Raw genomic sequence first — 21,661 nt, 5'->3', positions numbered from 1 at the left:
ACGTTACCATATGATAGTGATCACTAAAAGGTATTCATAGCTGAGTTGTCATATCAACCGAAACTATCGTCGCCACTGATAGCCAGTACACATCTGATCGCAAAGCAGTCGCGCGATTAGTGTAAGAATCGATTCGGCTATTCCGAGAGACGACTGCGAGGATGGCGATGTAGCTCATGCTCAGTCGTGAGCACCGGCGGGATCGCGTCGACTGAACAGCGTCGGGCGTCGATGGAGGCGTCGAGAGCCGATGTGGGTAGGTTTATGATTACGGATCGTTCCCGTGTAACTGTCCGCGGGGTGCACTCGAAACCACCACCTACCGCCCCCGCGGGCAGTCGTTCCACGAGCAGCGGATGGTGTTTCTCCGTGAATGATTGGCTGACCCGACTAGTCCGTCGCAGATCGAACTTCAGGCGTCCGGACGATACATCGTTTCTATGGGAGTCGCGGCGGCGATCGCAGTGCCCGGAAAAACCGGCGACAGACCGACGGGAGACGAAATCCCAGATCCGATAGCGACGAACAATCGACCGGGCCGGACGCGTCCGCAATCCGGACCGCCGCCGACTCGTCGGACTGGGATCGGGCGCGGCTGTATGTGATAGGTACGAGACCACTCGCCGCGGTCCCTCGCAGTAGCGTCCGTCGGTTCACAGTGTCTCCCTCATTCGTGTTCGCAAATCAGAATGTAAGCAAAAAGGAGTGCTACTGTTTTGTGGAGAAACGAGACCATTCCGTGTAGGCGTCCCCAGAACGGCGACGGCAGTCCGTACCTGCTGTTGGTTCCGCTTACTCCCATCGGACAAACTACTCGGCTCCGCCGACGCGATCGAGTGCCGTCGATCTCTATTCGGTTTCGGATCCTTTCGCGACGCGGGCCTCGCTCGTCAGGGCGTCGACGTGGACGTGAAGCGGTCCCGAATCGGTCTCAATCGGGATGATCCACGAGGCGCTGGTTCGGTGGGGATCCTCGCGAACGGTCACGTCACCGTACCCCTCCTGTTCGGCCGTCTTTCTGGCGATTCGTGCGGCTTCGTCCGCGTCTTCGATCCGGATCTTGTCGTTCAGGCGGACGGTCACGACCGGCACGTCAGCCATTCGGACGATCCGCTCCGTGACGCTGCCGACCAGCACCCGATCGAGCCCGGTCCGGCCCTGCGTCCCCATGACGATCAGATCGATGCCGTGTTCGTCGGCGTACTCGAGGATTTCCTCATGGGGGACACCCCGTTCGACGGCCGTCACGGCGTCGACGCCCTCCCGGGTCGCTTCGGCTTCGACCCGCTCGACCGCTCGCTCGGCGGCCGGAATCGCTTCGTCGGTCTGAAGCGTCCCGAGCGGTCCTTCCGGAACGATCGACAGTGCGTGGACCGTCGCATCGAAGCGATCCGCGATCGTCAACCCGTGCGCGATCGATCGACGGGTTCCGTCGCTCCCGTCTGTCGGAACGAGGATATCCTGATACATGATACGCACAGTTAGGAATACGGTCGTAAATACCCTCCAGTCGCGACCGATCCATCGCGAGTCGTGTCGCGGTTGTCCGCTTCTCGGGAGCTATCACACCACTTATCAATGGAAAGGAATCCCGGCGTCCTCCCCGAACGATGTAAATCTTTTTTACGATACGCGCGAACGTACCGCATGGACTATGACAAATCTTGTCACTAACGTCGCGGACGCCGTTGAGGAACACGGCGACAATACCGCGATCGGTTTCCAGGGGTCCGAAACGAGCTACGAGGAGTTCTGGGGGCAGACGGGTGCCTTCGCGACCGCACTCGAGGAACGGGGGCTCGGCGAGGACGACCGCGTCGCGCTTTATCTGCCGAACGTGCCGCCCTTCCTGATCGCCTTCCACGGGACGCTTCGGGCCGGGGGGGTCGTCGTCCCGATGAATCCCCAGTATAAGGCCCGTGAAATCAGCCATCTGCTCGCCGACAGCGGGGCAAAGGTCGTCGTCGCGCTCGCCGATCTCGTTCCCTTCGTCACGGAGGTCCAAGACGAGACCGATGTCGAACACGTGGTCAGCATCGGTGGCGAGGCCGAGGGCGCGAGTACGCTCGAGGAGTTCCTCGAGCCGGGCGATCCCGGAATCGCCGAGCGTGACGATGACGACGACGCGGTCCAGCCGTACACGTCGGGGACGACCGGCCAGCCGAAGGGCGTCCAGCTCACTCACGGGAACCTCGCGTCGAACGCGAACGCGGCGTCGGAACTCGTTCCCGACGGAATTCGGCCGGACGACAAACAGCTCGGCGTCCTCCCGCTGTTCCACATCTATGGGATGACCGTCGTGATGAACACGGCGCTGTTCAACGGCGCTGCGTACTACCCGATGGCCTCGTGGGACGCACAGGATGCCGTCTCGCTCATCGAGGACGAGGAGCTGACGATCATGCACGGCGTGCCGGCGATGTACAACGACGTCATCAACCAGCCGAACGCTGAGGAGTTCGATATGTCGTCGCTGCGGCTCTGTGGCGTCGGCGGCTCCGGCATTCCGGTCGAGGTCCTGCGCCAGTTCGAGGAGCTCTACGAGCCGAAAATTTACGAGGGATACGGACTGACCGAGACCAGCCCGATCACCCACTTCAACAGCCCGATCGACGGACGCCGCGTCGGGAGTATCGGTAAGACCGTTCCCGGCGTCGACTCGAAGGTCGTGGATGACGACTTCGGAGAAATCCTGCCGGTCGAGGAAGGACCGGTCGACGAGGAGGAGGCCGACCTCCATGACATCACCGGGGAGATCGTTGTTGCCGGGCCGAACGTCATGAAGGGCTACTACGGCCTGCCCGAGGCCAACGAGGAGGCGTTCACCGAAGCGGGCGGCCGGCGGTGGTTCCACACTGGCGACATCGGCTATCACGACGAGGACGGCTTCTTCTACGTCGTCGACCGGGAGAAGCACATGATCGTCACCGGCGGCTACAACGTCTATCCGCGGGAAGTCGAGGAACTGCTCTTCGAACACCCCGACGTCGCCGACGCCGCAGTCGCGGGCATCCCCGACGAACGCCGCGGGGAGACTGTCAAAGCGTTCGTCGTCCGCACGCCGGACGGCGACGTCACGGAAGACGAACTCAAGGAGTACTGCCTGACCAACCTCGCGGAGTACAAACACCCGCGTGAGGTCGAGTTCGTTCAGGAACTCCCGCGGACGACGACCGGCAAGGTCCAGAAGTTCAAGCTCCGCGAACAGGACGAAGACGACGCGGAGGCCGAATAATGGCACTCGGCGATGCAGTCCTCCTCGAGATCGACGACGAGGGGGTCGCGACGATCACGCTCAATCAGCCGGATCGACGCAATGCCCTCTCGGAAGGGATCAGCGAGGGTCTCTCCGAGGCACTCGAGGAGATCGAGGACAGCGACGCGCGCTGTGTCGTCCTCGAGGGATCGGGCGGCGCGTTCTCGGCCGGTGGCGACATCGAGTCGATGGTCGAGGGGATCGAGAACGAGGTGCCCGCCGACGAGCGGGTCCGCTCGCTCGAGCGCTCGACGAACGAACTGATGCGGACGCTGATCGAGTTCCCGGTGCCGACGGTCGCGCTGGTCGACGGTCCCGCCGTCGGTGCCGGCGCGAACCTCGCACTGGCCTGTGACATGCAACTCGCCAGCGAGGACGCCGTTTTCGGGTTCGTCTTCCGCCAGGTCGGCTTGAGCGTCGACGCAGGTACCTCCTACCTGCTGCCCCGGGTCGTCGGCGAGAACGTCGCGAAGGAACTCGTCCTCACCGGCGATATCATCGGTGCCGATCGCGCCCAGGATCTCGGCCTCGTCAACCACGTCTACGGGAACGACGAACTCGACGAGCGGGTCGAGAAATTCGTCGGGAAGATCGTCTCCGGGCCGCCGATCGCGCTCCGTCACGCCAACCGACTCGTCGGCGAGGGCTTAGAGAAATCGCTTGAGCAGGCCCTGACCGACGAGGCGACGGCACAGGGGATCGTCTTCGAGACCGCGGATCACGAGGAGGGCGTCGACGCCTTCTTCGAGGACCGCGATCCCGAATACGAAGGCCGTTAGCGGTCACAGTATTCGTTTTCCCGCCGTTTGAGTGTCGCTCGAGCCCGAGATCGCGGCCACCACTCGTCGCGCGTGAGGCACAAACAGGCTCGTCGATCAGCTCTCCGACCCCCACTTCGAAACAAACCGGTAGCTCTCGGCCGAGAGCCGGGACCGGTGAACGACCGTTCGCTTCCTGAACCGATCCGATCGGCGAGTGATTACTGCGGATCAGTTCCGATCGGCACTAACGTCGATACCCGCGCGTTCTCCTTGATCTTGAGGCCCCCATCGGCCACCGAAAGCGGGATCAACGGCAGGTGGTCTCGCACCTGCATCGACGGATGGGAGCCGCCGCGAGCCAGCAGTTCGTTGCGGGGCTGGAGCTGTGCCGGCTCCGCGAGGTCAGTCAGGAACTCGTTGTGCTGGATGACGTACTGGCCACCGTCGAGGTGCCACCAGCCGAACTCGTCGTGGGGGGTCTCGAGTTCCGTCGGGACGGGCTCGAGGTCGGCATCCTCGAGTTCGTCGCCGCCGAAGTCGAGACGGCCGGGAGCGGCCACCTCGTAAATGGCACTGACCGTCAGATCGATCCCGTGGTCGGAGACCTGTATCGGTTCATACACCAGGTTGTCGACGGATTCGGCGAGGGGATGGTCGGCGGACATCTCGGGCGAGACGACGGTTCCGAGCGTGAAAAATGGTACTGTCAGCGACGGTGGATGACGGCCGCCCGTCACCGTTCCGCCGACGGAGCTGAGCACAATCGTTTTCACCAGCGCATAGAAAGCCGCTCGAATGAATAGAGAAGCCACTACCTGGGCGAGCGCATGGCCCAGAACATCGCCTGCTACCGCGAACGCGTGGCGGAGACGCCGGGCGAACTCGAGGTACGCAACAGGCCGTTGGTCACCATCGTCCAATAGGAGTCCTGGGTCGACTTCGGCTCCGCTATCTCGTCCATCCGGACGTGGCCAGTGGGTGAAAAACGACCGCTACGAGTACGTCCTCGAGTGATTCACCGAGCATCCCGACCGCGTTTCGTTCCCGGTGAGCCGGAACCGCTGAGAGCCGACGCCGGGACCGCCGTCGGAAGTCCAGATCGGTCCCGATCTGGCCTCCCTGAACCCTATGGGCTGGCGACCGTATGTGTACGTATGACCGACGTTCTTACCGACGAGATCGCTCGCTTCGTTCGCGCGGTCGGCCCGGATCCCGACGAGACGCTGATCGAGATGGACGAGTACGCTGCCGCCAAGGGGTTCCCCCACGTCGGCCCCGATGTCGGCGCGTTCCTCCGGTTCGTCGCCCGCCTGAACGACGCCGAGCGCGTCTTCGAGTTCGGATCGGGCTACGGCTACTCGGCCTACTGGTTCGCCGACGTGCTCCCCGACGACGGCGAGATCGTCCTCACAGAGGTCGACGAAGACGAACTCGAGCTCGCCCGCGAGTACATGGCTGCGGGCGGCTACAACGATATTACGCGGTACGAACTCGGCGACGCGATGGCGACGATCGACCGCTACGACGGCCCGTTCGATGTCGTACTGATCGACCATCAGAAGAGCCGATACGCGGACGCGTTCGAGGCGGTCCGCTCGAAGGTCCCCGTCGGCGGTGTCGTCATCGCTGACAACCCGATCACGGCCAGCGTCGTCGAGTTCGACGACCTGCTCGAGTGGGCCGAGGACGGTGCCCCAACGGACGTCAACGAACACACGCAGGGGGTCATCGACTATCTCGAGATGGTCCGTGCCGATCCGGCCTTCGAGACGATCGCCGTGCCCCTCGGCGAGGGAATCGCGGTGAGTTATCGCGTCGGGTAGTCGGTTGTCTCACCGTCGAACACCTGTTCGTCGGGCTCCTCAGCGGGAGCCGCGGACCCGTACTCACGAAAGCCGAGGAAGATCGTCGTCCCGGCCGCGGCCAGCAGCGTCGCCCACGTGATTGCAGTGAGTCCGGCGACCGTCACCCGTGTCGGCCCCGGCGCGATCGAGCCGATCGTCTCGAGGCCGATGGCGTGACTCCCTGCAACCCCGAGAAACGGGAGCCACAGCCCCAGCGCGGTCCAAGCGAGGGTCCGCCGAGTGACGGACTGAGCGTCGCGAGCGAGACAGTAGACGCCGCCGATGGCGAGCCCTGTCGCTCCGAGTGTGAAGCCGATTCCGTCGGCGGCGATGTTCGTGACGCCGGCGACGGCGAAGCAGACGAGCGAGGCAGCGAGCAGGGATCGATCCGAGCCGCGTGTTGTCGGAATCACGTCGTGCACCGCTTTGCCGGGTTGAGTAGGCGGCCGGATATATAGCTGTTGGCTGACTGCAGGCGTTTCGGACCGCCCGCTCGAGTCGGATCCGTCCCTGTCTGCGTCTCAGTCCGCGCCCGTATCGACGGCCGGGAGGGTAAACGAGAACGCCGCCCCCTCGCCCGGGTCGGAGTCGACTCGGATCTCGCCGCCGTGGCGCTCGACGATCCGATGACAGAGCGCAAGCCCGATTCCAGTCCCAGCGTGGTCCTCGCGGCTATGGAGGCGCTGGAACACCTGGAAGATTCGATCCTGGTCGTCGGGTTCGATGCCGATCCCCTCGTCGCGGACTGTGAGCTCCCAGTTCCGGCCGGCACGCTCGACGCTGATGTGAATCCGCGGTGGCTCGTCGCCGCTGTATTCGATCGCGTTCGAGAGCAAGTTCTGGAACACCTGCCGGAGCTGGCTCGCATCGCCCACGACACGGGGCAGGTCGTCCGCCGTGATCTCGGCGTCCCGTTCGTCGATACAGAACTGGAGGTCCTCGCGAACGTCTGCGAGGATCGCATCGAGATCGACCGGTTCGAAGGGCTCGCCCTGCGTTTCGACCCGGGAGTACTCGAGGAGGCCGTCGATCATCTCCCGCATGCGCTCAGCCCCGTCGACGGCGTAGTCGATGAACTCCTGGCCGTCCTCGTCGAGGTCGTCGGCGTATCGATCCTCGATCAACTGGAGGTAGCTGGTAATCATCCGCAGGGGTTCCTGAAGGTCGTGCGAGGCGGCGTAGGCGAACTGTTCTAAGCGCTCGTTCGATTCCTCGAGCCGGCGCTGTCGTTCCTGTCGCTCGGTGACATCCCGAACGACGCTGATCCGTTCGCAACCGGTGTCCGCGGTCGTAATCGACGTTACCGTCGCCTCTACCGGGACTCGTGCGCCGGATTTCGTCTCGATATCCGTCTCTATCGTCGGCTTGTCGCCCTCGTCGTCGGCGACCTGTCGGGTGAGTTCCATTACTCGTTCGTCGACGATGAGTGAACCGTGGCTTCCGAGTAACTCCTCACGGTCGTAGCCGGTGAGGGAGACGTACGCGTCGTTGACCATCGTGAATCGCCCGTCCTCGTCGAGGGTGTAGATGCCGTCCTCGATGGTCTCGATGATCCGTTCGTACTGCTCGAGGTGTCGCTCGCGTCGCTTCCGATCGGTGACATCGTGGAAGTACACCGACAGTCCCGTCTCGGAGGGATACACTTGGATTTCCATCCAGATGTCCAACGAGTCCGAATAGCGTTCCCACGAAACGGATTGCTGGGTCTCCATGGCTTCCCGATAGTGGTCGATGAGATCTGATCTCGTTCCGCTGGGAAACGTTTCCCAGATGTTCTTGCCGACGAGGTCCTCGTCCGCGTACCCGAGAAGCTCTTTCGCGCGGTCGTTGACGTGTGTGAACCGCCAGTCGTCGTCGAGCGCGTAGAACGCGTCCGAGACGCGGCCGAGGATCTCGCTCAGTTCGGTCTCGAGCTCCCGCTTGCGTCGCTCGAGGCGGCGCTCGTGATCTTTGAGCGCCGTGATGTCCTCGCCGGCCGAGATGACCCGCTCGAGTTCACCATCGGCACCGAACACGGGGACTGCGGTGACGGAGAACCATATCCGTTCGCCCGACGGCCCCTCGATCACGAGCACCTCGTCGGAGACCGGCTCGCCGGTCTCCCTGACACGGGCTGATGGCCCGCGATCGGGCCCGACCGGGTTGCCGTCGACATCGACGACGGTCTGTTCAGCGAGTAGCTCCGTCTCGCCGAGCGGGTCGCGGTCGTCAAGTCCGAGCGCCGTCTGCGCGTGTCGGTTCGCCAGCACGGTCTCACCGTCGGCGTCCTCGACCGAAATCGCGACCGGTGCCGTCTGGAGCAGCGTCTCGGTCTGGGCCCGCTCGCGCTCGAGGGTCTCTTCGTGGCTGATCCGGTCGAAGGTCGCCTCGAGACTCGACGCGGCGACTTTTGCGAGCGAGAGATCGCTCTCGTCGAACGCGCCGGGCACTTCGGATCCGATGATAACGACGCCGTGGTCCCCGATCGGGAGACCGATCTTGCTTCGGATCGGTGTCTCGGGGTTGTAACTATCCGAATCAACGGGTACGTCGTCGGAGATCACCGGCTCGCCGGAGTCGAAGATGCGCCGGGCGAACCCCTCTCCCGCCGCGAACGTCGGGAGTTCGTCGAACAGGGCCGCCGCGGCCTCGGACCAGGCGACCGGCTCGAGGGCCGTCCGCTCGGAATCGGAGAGAAAGACGCCGTTGAGCTCGAGATCGAGGATATCAGAGAGATGGCGACAGGCCTGCTCGGCGACGGCCTCGCGCGTTCCGGTGCCGAGCCACTCACGAACGGCCTCGTTCAGCTGTCGGAGCTGGTAGGCATGCCGGTGCTGTTCGGTCACGTCGTAGTAGAGTTCGACCCGTCCGCCCGCGTACGGGCCGGATTCGATCGGCTTGCTCCGGTGCTCGAGCCAGCGTTCCTCGCGGTCGTCCCCCGGGGTCACGCGGCACTCGAACCGCGCGGCGTCGCTGTTGTCGTCGTAGGCCGCGCTGAGGATGTCGACGAATTCGTCCGGATCATCAACTCGGTCGCGGATCGTCTCGTCGATCACGGTCCGTTTGTCCTGTCCGACCACGTCCGCCGAGTTGAGCCCGAAGTACCGCTCGGTGGCGTCGTTGATCCACGCGACGTCGAACTCGCTGTCGAGCACGAAGACCCCCACGTCGGCCTCCTCAAGTACGCCGGTAATCGATCCGAACGGATGAGGCCGAGTTGACACGGATCCCGACGCCGCTCGAGAGTCGCGGTCGAGTTCGGTGACGACGCCGATCGATCCCCGTCGACCGTCAGCGCCGGGGACCGTCCCGAGCCGTAGCTCGCAGGGAATCGTGGCGTCGTCGGCTGTCCGGATCGATCGCTCGAATTCGGTCACGTCGGTAGCGGACCCTCCCACGAACGATCCAGTACTGAACTCACCGAGGAGGACTGCGATGTGCTCGCCACGGAGCGCTTCGCGGGTGTAGCCCGTCAGCTCGAGGAGGGTGTCGTCGACCCCGACGATGCGATCGTCTGCGTCGAGCTGGAAAACCCCGTCTGCAACCGTATCGACGAACGTCCGGTACCACTGGATCGCCGCCCGATCGTTACCGTCGCTCCAGGGGGCTGGCGCCGCTGGTTCCGCCCGTTCAGTCATTGAGAGTAGGAGGCCGTTCGAACGGATAAGTCCAGCGCCGACGCCAACCTTGAGCGCGCTACTCGTCGCCGCCGTCGGTGAAGACGCGCTCCTCGGGCGTCGGTTGGCCCGGATGGATGCCGTACCAGGCGAAGCCATAGAGGACCGTCATCGACACTGCACAGAGAACGGTCGCGCCGGCGATCGACTCGAGTGCGATGCCGATGACTGGTCCGGCGAGTGCGTCGCCGACGGCGGCCGCCGATTCGCTGTCGGGGGCCGTCGCCAGCGCGTAGGGGAGAAAGGTACCGAACGCGAGCATCCACCATCGTTTCGCGGTGCGTCGGAGCCGTGCTGTTCCGTCCTCTTTCGCAGTGCTCGTGACGCCGGCAACACCGAGCGCGATCAACACGAGCGCCGGTAGTGTTCGAAGCGGGGAGTCAAAGCCAGTATTAACCGCGACGCCGGCCGCGACGATCGCGACGGAACCGGCGAGAAGCGGTATCGAGGGGCTGGTGGCCGTACGAGGCATTCTGTACTCCGGTAGCAACGCATTGCACAAAACTCTCGCGAACTGTCGACGACGGACATCACGTGCACTGATCGCCGGTCGGACACGTCCGCACAACAAAGGACGTATTACCGGTGCCCGCAACTCGAACGTGAGAACGAATGAGGGAACGCGATCGACCCGACCCCGTGACGGCTCTCCATCGACGGGCCTCGGCCGCGTCCGACCGAGCGACTCACATCGCAGCACAATTACCCGGTGCCGGGACTGCACGGCGGCTGGGACGACTCTGGCAGCGACACGTTCGGGAGCGTCCCGACCGGTATCAAGCGTCGATCACCTTTCCGACAGCGCCCGACCAGCCGACGGTCGGCGAGATCCACGGCTGGATCGAGGATCTCGAGTACGCGTTCGAGGGCCGCCTCGATGTCTACGCGCGACGCGGGAGCGTCGCAGTCGAGACGGACCCGCTCTCGGCCGAACTGTTCAACGAGGACGAGTTCGACGAGATCTGTGAGCAAATCGAGGACGGCTACGACGGCTCGCACTCGATCGCACACCTGAAAAAGTGGCGACGGAACGAGGGGCGGCTCGTGCGAGCCCACGTAATCGTTCCGGTCAAGCCGCTGTTTCCGCGCAGCGAAACCGACGAGCCGAATACGGAGCGAGCCACAGCCGAGATCGAAGCCAACTGATCGTCACGCCGTCAGTATCGTCTGTGCGATTTCGCAGTCAGTCGTGACCGCGATCAGTTACCGGGGTTAGTCATCGTCGCCCGGTCCGGGTCCGGGTTCGCGATCGGTACTCGGACTGCTGCCGGTCCGTTCACTGCTTCGCGACCGCTCGCCGGCGGACTCTCCCTCGCTCGGCGCGACATTGCTCGTCCGGTTCATCCAGCTGTCGATGTTTTCGGCGACGTAGTCCTTGCCACCCCAGCCGAACGCGACGCCAGCGCCGATGGCGATTGCCGCGCCGAGGCCCCACGCGAGCGCTCGAGCGAACACGTAGAGGATGCCGACGTCGATCCCCATCGTATCGAGGCCGATGACGATCGCCGTGAAATACAGGAACATCCGTGCGCCGGTGGCGAACCAACTGGTGTAGGCGGTCTCAGTCGCTGCGCGAGTCCGCTCGATGGCATCGCCGATGAAGTCGGCGACGACGAACCCGAAGGTAATGACGAGCAGTCCTGCGATGAACGCCGGCAGGTACGAGACCGCCGCCGAGATCCACTGCGACAGCGTTGGAATCGCGAGCGCGTTCGCGGCCGCCAGGATTGCGAGGCCGTAGACGAACCACTTCGCCAACGTCCCGAACGCGTTCGAGACCGCTCGTTCTGTGCCGCCGAGTATGCGACCCAGCGGCGTCTCGAGGACCATTCGATCGAGTTCGACGCCATCGGCGAGTCGTCGGACGACGCCAGCTGCGACGCGGCCGAGGACCCACCCGATCGCGAGAATGACCAGTGCGCCGATCAGCCGCGGGAGGAACGTGATCAGTTCCGCGACGGGATCTTGCAGCCAGTCGGGAACCTGTGCTTGGGCAGGGTACGGTGGAACCATGTACGACTCCGGTTGGTGTTGTCCGTCCTTTGTAATTGAGTCCGTATCAATCAGTCATGAAACCAATCGTTCTCAACCGACGAAATTGGGACGGTTGAAGTGTCTGTTACAATGAATTGTGTGACGGCCGTACCGTGACGGATCGATACGGGTTCCGGACGATACGACGAGCAGGATTGGAATCTGGAATGAAATGAGCCTCAAGCCGTCGGGCGATAAACGCGTATTGTGACCGAGTTCAGAACCGCAATAGCGACGACCGAGGGTCGGCTACGAACCACCGCCGTCATCAGGCCACCGAACGTGTCCAGTTTCACTCATGGGTTGTGACCGGTGCCGTGACGAATGCAAGCAAGATTATGGCGGGTTCGCGCGACCGACCGCGACGTAGAACGCACGGAATAGTATTTCTCTGCCGGTCTCTTCCGTAGTGATACGGCGACGTGAGGCCGTGTCCGAACCGTCGATTTTCCGCCGTCTTATCGGACATATCGTCGGATTCAGAGCTAATGCGGCCGTTTTGTCGGAATAGTAGCGATAGAGTCCTCTCGAACACGCTCCGAGTAACCCGGATCAGGTAATACAATGTTACCGGCCGCCCCTCATCGACGTGATGCTCCCCCGTTCGACCGGGCGATAGCCGTTGCCGGGTTTCGTCGCCGCGTCCGTGTCTCGACTCGTGAGTCGCTTGTGTCGTGGCACTACGCTATTGGTGATCCGCATACGAGAGAGCATCATGTATCTCGGCGACAAGGCATGGCCAGACCTCGAGACGTACTTCGAATCGGAATCGGTCGCACTCGTGCCGCTCGGATCGACGGAACAGCACGGACCGCATCTGCCGGAGGCGACCGACCACCTGATCGCGGAGGCGTTCGCACGCGAGGTCGCCGACCGGACGGGCTATCTCTGTACCCCAACGGTCAATATCGGCGTCAGCGGCCATCACCGGCAGTTCCACGGGACGATGTGGGTAGATCCGCCGGCGTTCAGGGAGTACATGGAGTCGCTAACCCGGAACCTCACCGTCCACGGCATCGATCGGGTAATCTACGTCAACGCCCACGGCGGGAACGTTCCCCACCTGCGGGAGGTCGGCGGACGGCTCCGGCAGGACGAGGCTGCATACGCCATCGAGTGGATGTGGGACGAGTCGATCCCCGAACTGGTCGACGACCTGTTCGAGCAGAACGGCCCCCACGGCGGGCCGAAGGAGACCTCGATGATTCAGTACCTCGAGCCTGACCTGGTCCACGACGACCGCCTCGAGGAGGCCAGAGAGACCGGTGTCCCGAGCGTCGAGGCGGCTGAGACGGTCAAACACGGCTCGCGGACGTTCTACGACGCAGCCGACAACACCGACAACGGGGTCTTGGGGGACCAGACGGACGCCTCTGCCGAAAAAGGCGAACAGCTGTTCGAGGCGGCAAGCGACCAGCTCGTGCAACTCTGTGAGTGGCTCGCCGCCCAGAAGTTCGAGGATTTGCTCCCCAAGGAGCACGTTTAGGGCGGCCAGACACTCGAGGCGGCCGATCCCGCGTCGACTGAAGACCCATTTGCGACTGCAGCCGACACCACGGCCGCCGGTCGCGTGCGCTCGCAGTATCAGTGACCGCGTGTAATGATAATCCTTAATAGATTGGTGCGGTTGTTTTATTATATGGCAGTCGTCAGCGTCTCGATGCCGGACGAACTCCTCGCGCGGCTCGATCAGTTCGCCGAGGAGCACGGCTACACCGGTCGGAGCGAAGTCGTCAGGGAAGCCTCGCGGAACCTGCTCGGGGAGTTCGAGGATACTCGACTCGAGGAGCGGGATCTGATGGGAATCGTCACCGTGTTGTTCGACTACGAGACCACGAGCGTCGAAGAGCAGATGATGCACCTGCGCCACGAACACGAGGACCTCGTCGCCTCGAACTTCCACAGTCACGTCGGCGACCACTACTGCATGGAGTTGTTCGTCCTCGAGGGCGAACTCGAGGATATCTCGACGTTCGTCGGCAAGATCAGGGCGACCAAGGACGCGCTGACCGTTGATTACTCCGTCATGCCGGTCGATAGTTTCGATCCGCTCGCACAGGGATAGCGCCGCCGAGCGAACGGAGAGAGACCCGTCGCGGGAGTACGGAACCGGTTTCCGCTTCTGGCCGCGACAAATTACGATTCACGGACTGCAAGCAGTCGGCTCTCGGTGTCGTGATCGGGGTTCGTGTGGGCGTATAGGGTGTCGCCGACGACGACGGGTGAACCGACACGCGAACCGATCCGTAATCGCCATCGTCGACTCCCATCGGTGACCGCCACGGCCGCGAGTCCCTCGCCCTGCGCGACGTAGACGGTGTCGCCAGCGACGGTTGGTGAGCGGACGCCGTCGTTCTCGGTTCGGTACGTCCAGGTAACGCTTCCGTCAGTCGCATCGACGGCATGTAAGCGACCGGTATCGGCGTCGGGATACCACTCCCCTACGTACAGCGTCCCGTCCGCGTACGCCGGCGGGCTGAGCGTCTTCCGGGGTAGCTCCCACTCCCACTCGACGGCACCGGTCGCCGCGTCCAGCGCAAACAGCCGCTCGGTCCCCGACCAGTCGGTATCGTCGACTCCCATTGAGACGTGCGGGTCCAGTGCCGACACGAAAATGCGGTCGCGGCCGGCGACGACGTGTCCCTCGAGCGACCAGCCGTCTTCGACCGCCAACTCGGCGGTCCACTCGTGGTCACCGGTCGCGCGGTCGACGGCGTAGACGTCTCGCGTTTCCCGATGTCCGTCGTTCGTATCGAACGTGAACACTCGATCGGCAGTGACCGCCGGCGTCGCCCAGTCGGTCCGCCACGTCGGCCCGTTATCGGTTTCGACGACGTGCTCGCCGAGCACGGCCGTCCACTCGAGGTCCCCCGTCGACGCCTCGCACGCGATCACCCCTCGATTCGACCCGAGATAGACGGACCCGTCGCGGACGGTTGGTCCGGTTGGGGGTCGCTCACCGCTAGAGGCGGTGATTCCGTCTTCGCGGACCCACGCCTGATCGCCGGTCGCGGTATCCAGCGCATGGAGGCGGACCACATTCCCCGTCTCGCGCGTGACCACGAGCAGTCGATCCCCGTGGAGCGCCGGTGCCCAGCGCATCGGCGGCAGGTCGTCGATAGCCCACTGAATCTCGCCGTTCCCCGCCACTGCCAACGCAGCCCCGTCGGTCCAGGCCTCGGTCAGGTAGAGAGCATCGTCGACGACCGGCGGATACACCGGTCGATCGCCGAGCGCCGTCCAGGCGACGTCAGCACCGTTGCGGGGGCCGCGCGCGTCCGGCGTGTGACGGGTGTTTCGAGCGTCGTAGGCGACTTGCGGCCACGTTCCCTCGGCGATACCGTCGTCAGTTTCGGCGGTCGCTTGGTTCGGGTCGCTGGAGTCGGTACGCGTCAGCTCGAGACAGCCGCCTCCTACGCCCGACGTGACGGCACCGATCGTCGCGAGGATCGTTCGGCGGCGCATACTCCCTCATTGACATCTATCGGTAAGTACTTTGTTTGTACTGAGTATTCCGCGTTCAAAAACGATTACCCGCCACTGATTCCGCCACGTTTTCGGTACCAGACGCGCGTACCGATCGGTAACTCGCCCTCCTCGAGGTCCAGTCTGCGCAGGACGAGGTCCCGGATTGCGACCGTGACGACGAGTTCGACCGTTTCGCCCGCGTCGGTCCGCACGTCGAAGACACAGTGGCCGTCTCGCTCGGTGACGCGTTCGATAGTCCCGACGGACCACCGTTCGATGTCGTGCGTCGGCTTTCGGGCGTGGATTCGGTCGTGAGTCACGCGTGAACGGACGTCAGTTACGCAGTTGAGTATCGCGGCTCCGCCGTCGCTCGAGTCCGATTACTCACTCGTCAGCCCGAACAGTGTGAGCCGGAGTGCGGACCGCCTCGATCGCCGCGATTTCCACGATCCGTCGGTCGTCCGGCCGGAGCGGTCGGACCGACGGGAGGAACGGGATCGGTCGCTGATATCTGACGTTCGTGCTGACGCCGGTCGGGTGCTACTCGTTTCGATCCTCGACGACACCGATGTTCAGCGTCCGGACCCGCGTCAGTACGCCGCGTAACCGCCGTCGCCACGACGACCCCCGACGGGCCGCGAGTTCGCGACGGAGTTGCTCGTTTTCCGCCTCGAGTTCCCGGTTCGTCGCTTCTAGGTTATCAACCCGTTCTTCGAGGCCGTTGACCCGGTCCTCGAGCCGGTAGCGACGCGTCCGCTGGGATTCGCGGTCGTTTCGTAACTGGTCGCGTTCGCGCCGGAGTTCCGTGAGTCGCGCTTCGAGGCGCTCGTGTTCGCGCTGGTCCGCGTCGACGAACGATTCCCGATCCGCATCCTCGGGGATGGCCTCGAGCGCCTCGTCTCCGTCGGCCGTCGCCTCGGGTTCGATATCGATGTGTCCCGAGTGGGTGGCGTTGACGACGGCCCCGACGAGCAGTATCAGGCCGCCGAAGTACAGCCAGGTCAACAGGAGGAGGATGGCACCGATCGGTCCCGCTGACTCGGAACTGCTCGAGAGGGCGACGTAGACCTGAAAGAGCGACTGCAGTGCCGCCCAGCCGACAGCTGCGACGACGACCCCTGGCAACACCTCGCGGACGGAGATGTCGACGTCGGGGAAGAGGTAGTACATCGGGAGGAAAGCGATCGTCAGCCCGACGACGAGCAACAGCGGGTTCAACAGCCCGATAAAGAGGCTGTTGGGGAAGAACGCGAAGACGATGCTAGTCGCCCCGGCCGCTACGAGCGCGACCCCGATCGTCCCGAAGACGACGGCCCCGTCGCGCAACTGGTCGACCAGCGAGTTGTCCTCGGTCGACGCGTAGATCTCCGAGAACGCGGTGTCCAGCCCCCGAAAGATCTTCAACGACCCCCACAGGAGGATGAGGAGTCCGATAATCGATGTTCCCGCGCTCCCGGTCGAACCTTCGATCCCGTCCTCGAGAATGACCTGGCCGCTCTCGGGGAGGAAGCCTTCGGTCGCTGACGACACCTGTTGGGCGAACCCCTCGCCGCCGAGAAACGAGACGAGAAAGAAGACCAGTACGAGCAGCGGAATCAGCGAGATAAAGGCCTGGTACGCGATGCTGGCCGCCATGAACGTCACGTTCTTCTCCTGAATCCCCGCCACCACCGATTTCGCGAAGGGGGCCGCACCGCGAACGTTGAGACCCATACTCGCTGTCTGTCACAGGCCCGGATAGCGCTCCGGCTTGCAACCACACGGCCCGTCCCGCCGCCGTCAGTCCGACTCCCGCTCGAGCAGTTCGTCCACTGCCTCGCGAGTCGGCAGCGCCGCCATCGCACCCGAGTCGGTCGTTGCCATCGCCGCGACCGCGTTCGCGACGGCCACCGATTCCTCGAGCCCTCGTCCCTCTCGGAGAGCGGTGATCGTTCCGGCGACGAAGGCGTCACCGGCACCCGTCGTATCGACGGTCTCGACCGCGAAGCCGGGATGGGTCACCGCGGCCGCGGGCCACGGCGCGTCGTCGGCCGCGACCGTGACGGCACCTTCCCCGCCACGCGTGACGAAGACGGTGTGGACCCCGCTCGCGTCGACCGTCGCTCGAGCGATCGCCGTCGGGGTCTCGCCACTGAACCCGAGCGCCTCGAGTTCCGCGACTGTCGCGATACAGACGTCGACGTGTGCGAGCGCGTCGCCGACCACGCTCGCGAACGCCTCGGCGTCGGCCCACAGCTCGGGCCGGAAGTTTGGATCGAACGAGACCGTACAGTCCGCAGCCGCGGCCCGCTCGAGTAGGTCCAGCGTCGCCGCGCGAGCTGGCCCACTCGCCAGCGTTACGCCGCCCGCGTGGACCCACTCACAGCCGGCCAGCGTCTCATCGTCGACCCGCTCGGACTCGAGGCGCGTGTCGGCGGTCCCGTCCCGATAGAAGGTGAACTCGCGGTCGCCGCTCTCGTCGTGGGAGACGAACGCGAGCGTCGTCTTTGCGTCCCCGTCGCGTTCGACGAACCGGTCGGGAAGGCCGTGATCGGCGAGGGTTCGCTCGAGGTACCGCCCGAACGAGTCCGCACCGACGCGAGTCCAGAACAGCGGCGACCGCTCGAGGCGAGCGAGCCCGACAGCGACGTTCGCTGGCGCACCGCCGGGGCGGCGCTCGAATCCACCCACGTCCTCGAGCGGCCCCGGGCGCTCGGGAACCCAGTCGATCAGCGTTTCGCCGGCGACGAGCACTTCGCGAGACATGCTCGAAGTTCAACCGTCGATGGCGGTAGTTCTGTCGACGTAGTGCCGAGCGTGACTACCGTATTCGACCCGGATCCGATTGAATCAGGAAACCTATATCCGATACCCGTTACAAGCAATTGATATTCGTATGGAACACACTTCACGGCGGCGACTACTCGCGGCCGTGGGATTCGGGACGAGCCTCACCGCACTCAGTGCGGGCTGTCTCGACACCCTCTCTGAAAACGAAACCGACGAATCGAATGAACCGGACGACAGCAGCGCGAGCAGTATGACGCCTCTCGAGCGCTGGGTCCCCGCGTCGGGCAGCGCTGAACTCCTCTTTCACTATCGAGACCTCACTGCGGTCCGACGGTATGAGGACGATCTGCAGGCGGCCGTCGTCGAGGACGTGCCGACGGTGCCAGACGTCGAAGGCGGTGAGATCGTCGAGCAACTCACGGACGACAAATCGGCAGTGGAGTCCGTACTCAGATTCGGATCCGAGGGCGTCGCCGGGAACGTCGTCGTCGTCGCCGGCTCGTTCGATCCCGATGCAGTCGACGCCGAGAGCAAATCTGCGGCCGGCGAGTTCGAAATCCTCGAGCGCGACGGCGTCTCTGTCGCCATCTCCGCGGAAACGGTTGTCGTGAGCCCCGACGACGGCGCGGACCTCGATGCGATCCTCGCGGCGGGCGTCGAGGGAACGAACCGTCGTGTCGACGAGCACGAACACTTCGCGCAGTTAACCGAGTGCGTCGGCGAAAGCACGTTCCTCTGGGGCGAGTACGAGGGTGACGCCGACGGCACCGGTGTCGCGTTCTCGTTGTCGGTCGGGTCCGATACGTCGACTGCCGTCTATGCCGATGCCGATCGGGCGGACGAATTCGAGGAGATGATATCGGACCGGTTTGAGGACGTGACGGTTGAGGTCGACGGCAATGTCGTCGTGGCAACGAGAACCGTTCCGACTGAGGAGTACGAGTATCAGGATCTGTTCGCCGAACGCGGAAGCGAACCGACCCGACCGCGGGCGGGAGTGTCTATCGACTCCGACTCGTCGGACCGGACGGTAACTATGTCTTATATCTCGAGAAGTGAGGCGGACCGTCTCGAAATCAGCGACGAGAGCGGGAACGAAGACGAAATGACCGAGGTCGGACAGACGATAACGTTCGAGTACGAGACGGGGGCGTCGGGAGAACTGACCGTCGTCGCCGTCGGGGGCGAGACCGAAACGGTCGTCGCTGCATACTCGTATTCCTTCTGAGTACGGGATCCGGATGGATTTAATCCGGATTCAATGGTGGTGACCGCAGGGTGACCGCCGACTTACAGAATAATGCTCTTTTCGCGCATCATCGCGTGGATCGAGGCGTCGAGACCCTCGCGACCGATCCCTGAGTCCTTGTTGCCGCCGAACGGAACGTCGCCCATCCCGTGGCTCGGCGCGCCGTTGATCCGGACCGCGCCGGCATCGATGCGGTTCGCCATCCGCATCGCACGCTTGTAGTCGTTCGTGAAGACCGCCGCATCGAGCGCGAGGTCCGAACTGTTCGCGATCTCGAGGGCTTCGTCCTCGTCTTCGAAGGTCGTGATCGCAGCGATGGGTCCGAACTGCTCTTCGTCCACGATGCGAGCGTCGCGGGGGACGTTCGCGAGCAGCGTCGGCTCGAAGAACTGATTGGCGAGTTCGTCTGGGACGCCATCCGGAGCGCGCCGTTCCCCGCCCCGAACGATCTCTGCGCCCTTGTCGACGGCGTCCTCGACGAGTGTCTCGACCCAATCGGCCTGATCCTCGCTGATCAGTGGGCCGAAGGCAGTGTCTTCCTCGAAGAGGTCGCCTGCCTGCCAAGCGTCCATCTGGCCGTCGATCAGGTCAACGAGGTCGTCGTGGACCGACTCGTGGGCAAGCACGCGCGAGATGGCCGAGCAACGCTGGCCGGCGTACTTGAACGATCCTTTAGCGCAGTTGCCCGCAACGTCCGTGAGGTCGGCGTCGTCGAAGACGACGGCCGGGGCGTTCCCGCCCAGTTCCATGTGCAGGTTGACCATGCCACTCTCGCGGGCAACGTGTTTGCCCGCGCCCGAGGAACCAGTCATCGCGATCGCGTTGATCCGGTCGTCTCCGGACAGGAAATCGCCGATCTCGCTGGCTTCGCCAGGGACGAAGTTGAATGCGCCGTCAGGAATCCCGTCGACATCGGCGATGACGTCGGCAAGGATCGCCGCCGAAATGGGCGTCTTGCTCGCTGGCTTCAGCAGAACGCTGTTACCGGCTGCGAGCGCGGGTGCGACCTGCAGCGCCGTCGTGGCGAGCGGGTAGTTGTACGGCGTGATACACAACACCGCGCCGATCGGCTCGTGTTTGACGATCGCCTGCCAGCCCTCGTGGCCGGCCGTCGACCCTTCGCGGTACTCGCCCTTGCTGACGATGTTGCGTGCCTCCTCGGCCGCCCGATCGAAGCGCTCGGCCGCCTGGCCGACCTCGCCACGAGCCGACGAGATCGGTTTGCCGGCTTCCCGGACGATGACTTCCGCGAGCTCTTCTTCGCGCTCGCGGAGTCCGTCGGCGATCGTCTCACACCACTCGGCTCGCTCCACGACTGTCGTCTCCCGCAGCTCTGGTTTGATCTCGTGGGCAGCGGCCAGTGCAGTTCGGGCCTCCGTCGGACTCGCAGCGGCTACCTGTGCGAACGTCCCGCCCTCAGCGAGGTCCGAGACTGACAGCACGTTCTCGGTCTCGAGCCATTCGCCGTCGACGTAGATCCGCTCCCGCCGCTGTGCGATTCTCGTTGCCATATCTGTTCCTTGAACCCCCTCACTGAAAATGTTTACTCAGCCCTGAAAAAACAAAGAGTATATTGACGGTGTCGTTCGGTAACACGTTCATTGCGGTTGATACGCAAATAGAGAGCCAAAACACGAAAACTAATCTTTAGGTATACCAAAGAAATGTTCTTGCATGGGGAAGCTTTAAGTGAAATGCGCGCGTATCAGTGGATAGGATGAGCACCCAAAAAACCGTCCGCCAATCGGCTGACAGTGTCGAGGAGAACGCGCTTCGCCTCGAGCAGGACAAGGCCGAGCAGATCGTCGACGCACTGAACACGGAACTGGCCAACTCGTACGTGCTCTACCACCAGCTGAAGAAACACCACTGGGTCGTCGAGGGTGCGGAGTTCCTGCCCCTCCACGAGTTCCTCGAGGAGGCCTACGAACACGTCGAGGAAGGGGCCGACATCATCGCCGAGCGCGCCCAGGCACTTGGCGGTGTCCCGGTCTCCGGCCCGTCGAACCAAGAAGAGCGTGCGACCGTCGAGTTCGAGGGCGAGGACGTCTACGACGTCCGCACGATGTTCGAAAACGACCTCGAGATGTACGGCGACATCATCGAGTCGATGCGCGACAGCATCGAACTCGCGGAGAACCTCGGCGACCACGCGACCGCCGAGATCCTGCGCGAGATCCTCGTCGAACTCGAGGACGACGGTCACCACTTCGAACACTACCTCGAGGATGACACGCTGGTGCTCGAGGACGCGACTCACTGAGCGCGACGCTGACGAGCGGTTCCAAAACGAAGTCGCGTCGACGACGATCGAAGACGACAGACAGTTTTTCGCCGATCACAAGTGACGGCGTAGTTCACGGTCGATACAGACTGGAAGTCCGTGGACCTCGAGTGACGACGAGTTCACCGCTCGAGTTTGACGGCCAGATCGGTCGCGATCCAGCCGTCGCTATTGTCTCGTTCGGTAAAGACGATCTTTCCGGGGCGGGTTTCGTGGCTGCTCACGACCGCTGCCGGCTCCTCGAGTTCCTCGTCGAGTTCGGGATCCTCCCTGCGGGCGGGTACGTCCATCACGCTGAATTAGGTGGGCCTAATTCTAAAAAGGTTTTGGTCGACCTAAG

At 63.7% G+C, this 21,661-nt stretch carries 20 protein-coding genes; 8 read left to right on the top strand and 12 right to left on the bottom strand.

Features of this window, described 5'->3' with window-relative positions; all coding sequences use genetic code 11:
- Positions 1 to 849: 849 nt before the first annotated feature.
- Entirely contained in the window at positions 850 to 1,470 is a 621-nt protein-coding gene (locus K6I40_RS11725; protein ID WP_222919168.1) for a universal stress protein, read from the bottom strand.
- 184 nt (positions 1,471 to 1,654) lie between these two features.
- Here K6I40_RS11725 and K6I40_RS11720 point away from each other — a divergent pair, with 184 nt between their 5' ends.
- A complete protein-coding gene (locus K6I40_RS11720; RefSeq protein WP_222919167.1) occupies positions 1,655 to 3,235 on the top strand; it encodes a long-chain fatty acid--CoA ligase in 1,581 nt (526 codons plus the stop codon).
- Entirely contained in the window at positions 3,235 to 4,035 is an 801-nt protein-coding gene (locus K6I40_RS11715) for an enoyl-CoA hydratase-related protein (RefSeq protein WP_222919166.1), read from the top strand. The genes K6I40_RS11720 and K6I40_RS11715 overlap by 1 nt, the downstream gene beginning before the upstream one ends.
- Before the next feature lie 200 nt (positions 4,036 to 4,235).
- Here K6I40_RS11715 and K6I40_RS11710 read toward each other — a convergent pair whose 3' ends face one another.
- Entirely contained in the window at positions 4,236 to 4,682 is a 447-nt protein-coding gene (locus K6I40_RS11710; protein WP_222920351.1) for a dCTP deaminase, read from the bottom strand.
- Positions 4,683 to 5,171: 489 nt separating this feature from the next.
- Between K6I40_RS11710 and K6I40_RS11705 the strand changes: the two genes are divergently transcribed.
- Positions 5,172 to 5,840, top strand: a complete 669-nt coding sequence (locus K6I40_RS11705; protein ID WP_222919165.1) for an O-methyltransferase — start codon at positions 5,172 to 5,174, stop codon at positions 5,838 to 5,840.
- Here K6I40_RS11705 and K6I40_RS11700 read toward each other — a convergent pair.
- From K6I40_RS11700 to K6I40_RS11690, 3 genes are all read right to left on the bottom strand, one after another.
- Positions 5,825 to 6,283, bottom strand: a complete 459-nt coding sequence (locus tag K6I40_RS11700) for a hypothetical protein (RefSeq protein WP_222919164.1) — start codon at positions 6,281 to 6,283, stop codon at positions 5,825 to 5,827. The two genes, K6I40_RS11705 and K6I40_RS11700, sit on opposite strands and share 16 nt — an antisense overlap.
- A 99-nt stretch (positions 6,284 to 6,382) precedes the next feature.
- A complete protein-coding gene (locus tag K6I40_RS11695; protein ID WP_222919163.1) occupies positions 6,383 to 9,478 on the bottom strand; it encodes a PAS domain S-box protein in 3,096 nt (1,031 codons plus the stop codon).
- A 58-nt stretch (positions 9,479 to 9,536) separates the two neighbouring features.
- Positions 9,537 to 9,989, bottom strand: a complete 453-nt coding sequence (locus K6I40_RS11690) for a hypothetical protein (protein WP_222919162.1) — start codon at positions 9,987 to 9,989, stop codon at positions 9,537 to 9,539.
- 140 nt (positions 9,990 to 10,129) lie between these two features.
- Between K6I40_RS11690 and K6I40_RS11685 the strand changes: the two genes are divergently transcribed.
- A complete protein-coding gene (locus tag K6I40_RS11685) occupies positions 10,130 to 10,663 on the top strand; it encodes a hypothetical protein (protein WP_222919161.1) in 534 nt (177 codons plus the stop codon).
- Positions 10,664 to 10,729: 66 nt separating this feature from the next.
- On the opposite strand, the gene K6I40_RS11680 is transcribed toward K6I40_RS11685, so the two are convergent.
- Positions 10,730 to 11,530 (bottom strand): hypothetical protein, encoded by an 801-nt coding sequence (locus K6I40_RS11680; protein ID WP_222919160.1) that lies wholly within the window; start codon positions 11,528 to 11,530, stop codon positions 10,730 to 10,732.
- 736 nt (positions 11,531 to 12,266) lie between these two features.
- Here K6I40_RS11680 and K6I40_RS11675 point away from each other — a divergent pair.
- Both K6I40_RS11675 and nikR read left to right on the top strand, forming a co-directional pair.
- Positions 12,267 to 13,037: a creatininase family protein gene (locus tag K6I40_RS11675; RefSeq protein ID WP_222919159.1), complete on the top strand. Its 771-nt coding sequence runs from the start codon at positions 12,267 to 12,269 to the stop codon at positions 13,035 to 13,037.
- 153 nt (positions 13,038 to 13,190) lie between these two features.
- On the top strand, positions 13,191 to 13,616 hold the full coding sequence (nikR, locus tag K6I40_RS11670; RefSeq protein ID WP_222919158.1) for a nickel-responsive transcriptional regulator NikR: 426 nt from the start codon (positions 13,191 to 13,193) through the stop codon (positions 13,614 to 13,616).
- Positions 13,617 to 13,687: 71 nt separating this feature from the next.
- On the opposite strand, the gene K6I40_RS11665 is transcribed toward nikR, so the two are convergent.
- From K6I40_RS11665 to K6I40_RS11650, 4 genes are all read right to left on the bottom strand, one after another.
- Positions 13,688 to 15,016, bottom strand: coding sequence for a PQQ-binding-like beta-propeller repeat protein (locus tag K6I40_RS11665; RefSeq protein ID WP_222919157.1), 1,329 nt, complete (start codon positions 15,014 to 15,016; stop codon positions 13,688 to 13,690).
- Between the two features lie 65 nt (positions 15,017 to 15,081).
- On the bottom strand, positions 15,082 to 15,339 hold the full coding sequence (locus K6I40_RS11660; RefSeq protein ID WP_222919156.1) for a hypothetical protein: 258 nt from the start codon (positions 15,337 to 15,339) through the stop codon (positions 15,082 to 15,084).
- A 220-nt stretch (positions 15,340 to 15,559) separates the two neighbouring features.
- Positions 15,560 to 16,732 (bottom strand): YhjD/YihY/BrkB family envelope integrity protein, encoded by a 1,173-nt coding sequence (locus K6I40_RS11655; protein ID WP_222919155.1) that lies wholly within the window; start codon positions 16,730 to 16,732, stop codon positions 15,560 to 15,562.
- A gap of 66 nt (positions 16,733 to 16,798) precedes the next feature.
- On the bottom strand, positions 16,799 to 17,764 hold the full coding sequence (locus tag K6I40_RS11650; RefSeq protein ID WP_222919154.1) for a carbohydrate kinase: 966 nt from the start codon (positions 17,762 to 17,764) through the stop codon (positions 16,799 to 16,801).
- A gap of 130 nt (positions 17,765 to 17,894) precedes the next feature.
- Here K6I40_RS11650 and K6I40_RS11645 point away from each other — a divergent pair, with 130 nt between their 5' ends.
- Positions 17,895 to 19,016: a hypothetical protein gene (locus K6I40_RS11645; RefSeq protein WP_222919153.1), complete on the top strand. Its 1,122-nt coding sequence runs from the start codon at positions 17,895 to 17,897 to the stop codon at positions 19,014 to 19,016.
- Between the two features lie 62 nt (positions 19,017 to 19,078).
- On the opposite strand, the gene K6I40_RS11640 is transcribed toward K6I40_RS11645, so the two are convergent.
- The gene (locus K6I40_RS11640; RefSeq protein WP_222919152.1) at positions 19,079 to 20,548 is read right to left on the bottom strand and encodes an aldehyde dehydrogenase family protein; all 1,470 of its coding nucleotides are present in this window, start codon (positions 20,546 to 20,548) and stop codon (positions 19,079 to 19,081) included.
- Between the two features lie 206 nt (positions 20,549 to 20,754).
- Here K6I40_RS11640 and dpsA point away from each other — a divergent pair, with 206 nt between their 5' ends.
- Positions 20,755 to 21,300 carry a DNA starvation/stationary phase protection protein DpsA gene (gene dpsA, locus K6I40_RS11635; protein WP_222919151.1) on the top strand — a complete coding sequence of 182 codons (546 nt, stop codon included), beginning with the start codon at positions 20,755 to 20,757 and terminating at the stop codon, positions 21,298 to 21,300.
- Positions 21,301 to 21,443: 143 nt separating this feature from the next.
- Here the strand turns inward: dpsA and K6I40_RS11630 are convergent, their stop codons facing one another.
- On the bottom strand, positions 21,444 to 21,611 hold the full coding sequence (locus K6I40_RS11630) for a hypothetical protein (protein ID WP_222919150.1): 168 nt from the start codon (positions 21,609 to 21,611) through the stop codon (positions 21,444 to 21,446).
- Between the last annotated feature and the right edge of the window lie 50 nt (positions 21,612 to 21,661).

The sequence above is a fragment of the Natrinema sp. SYSU A 869 genome (genome assembly GCF_019879105.1).
GTDB lineage: Archaea > Halobacteriota > Halobacteria > Halobacteriales > Natrialbaceae > Natrinema.
Note: the sequence above shows the minus strand (reverse complement) of the source record. Positions and strands in the feature narration are given on the sequence as shown.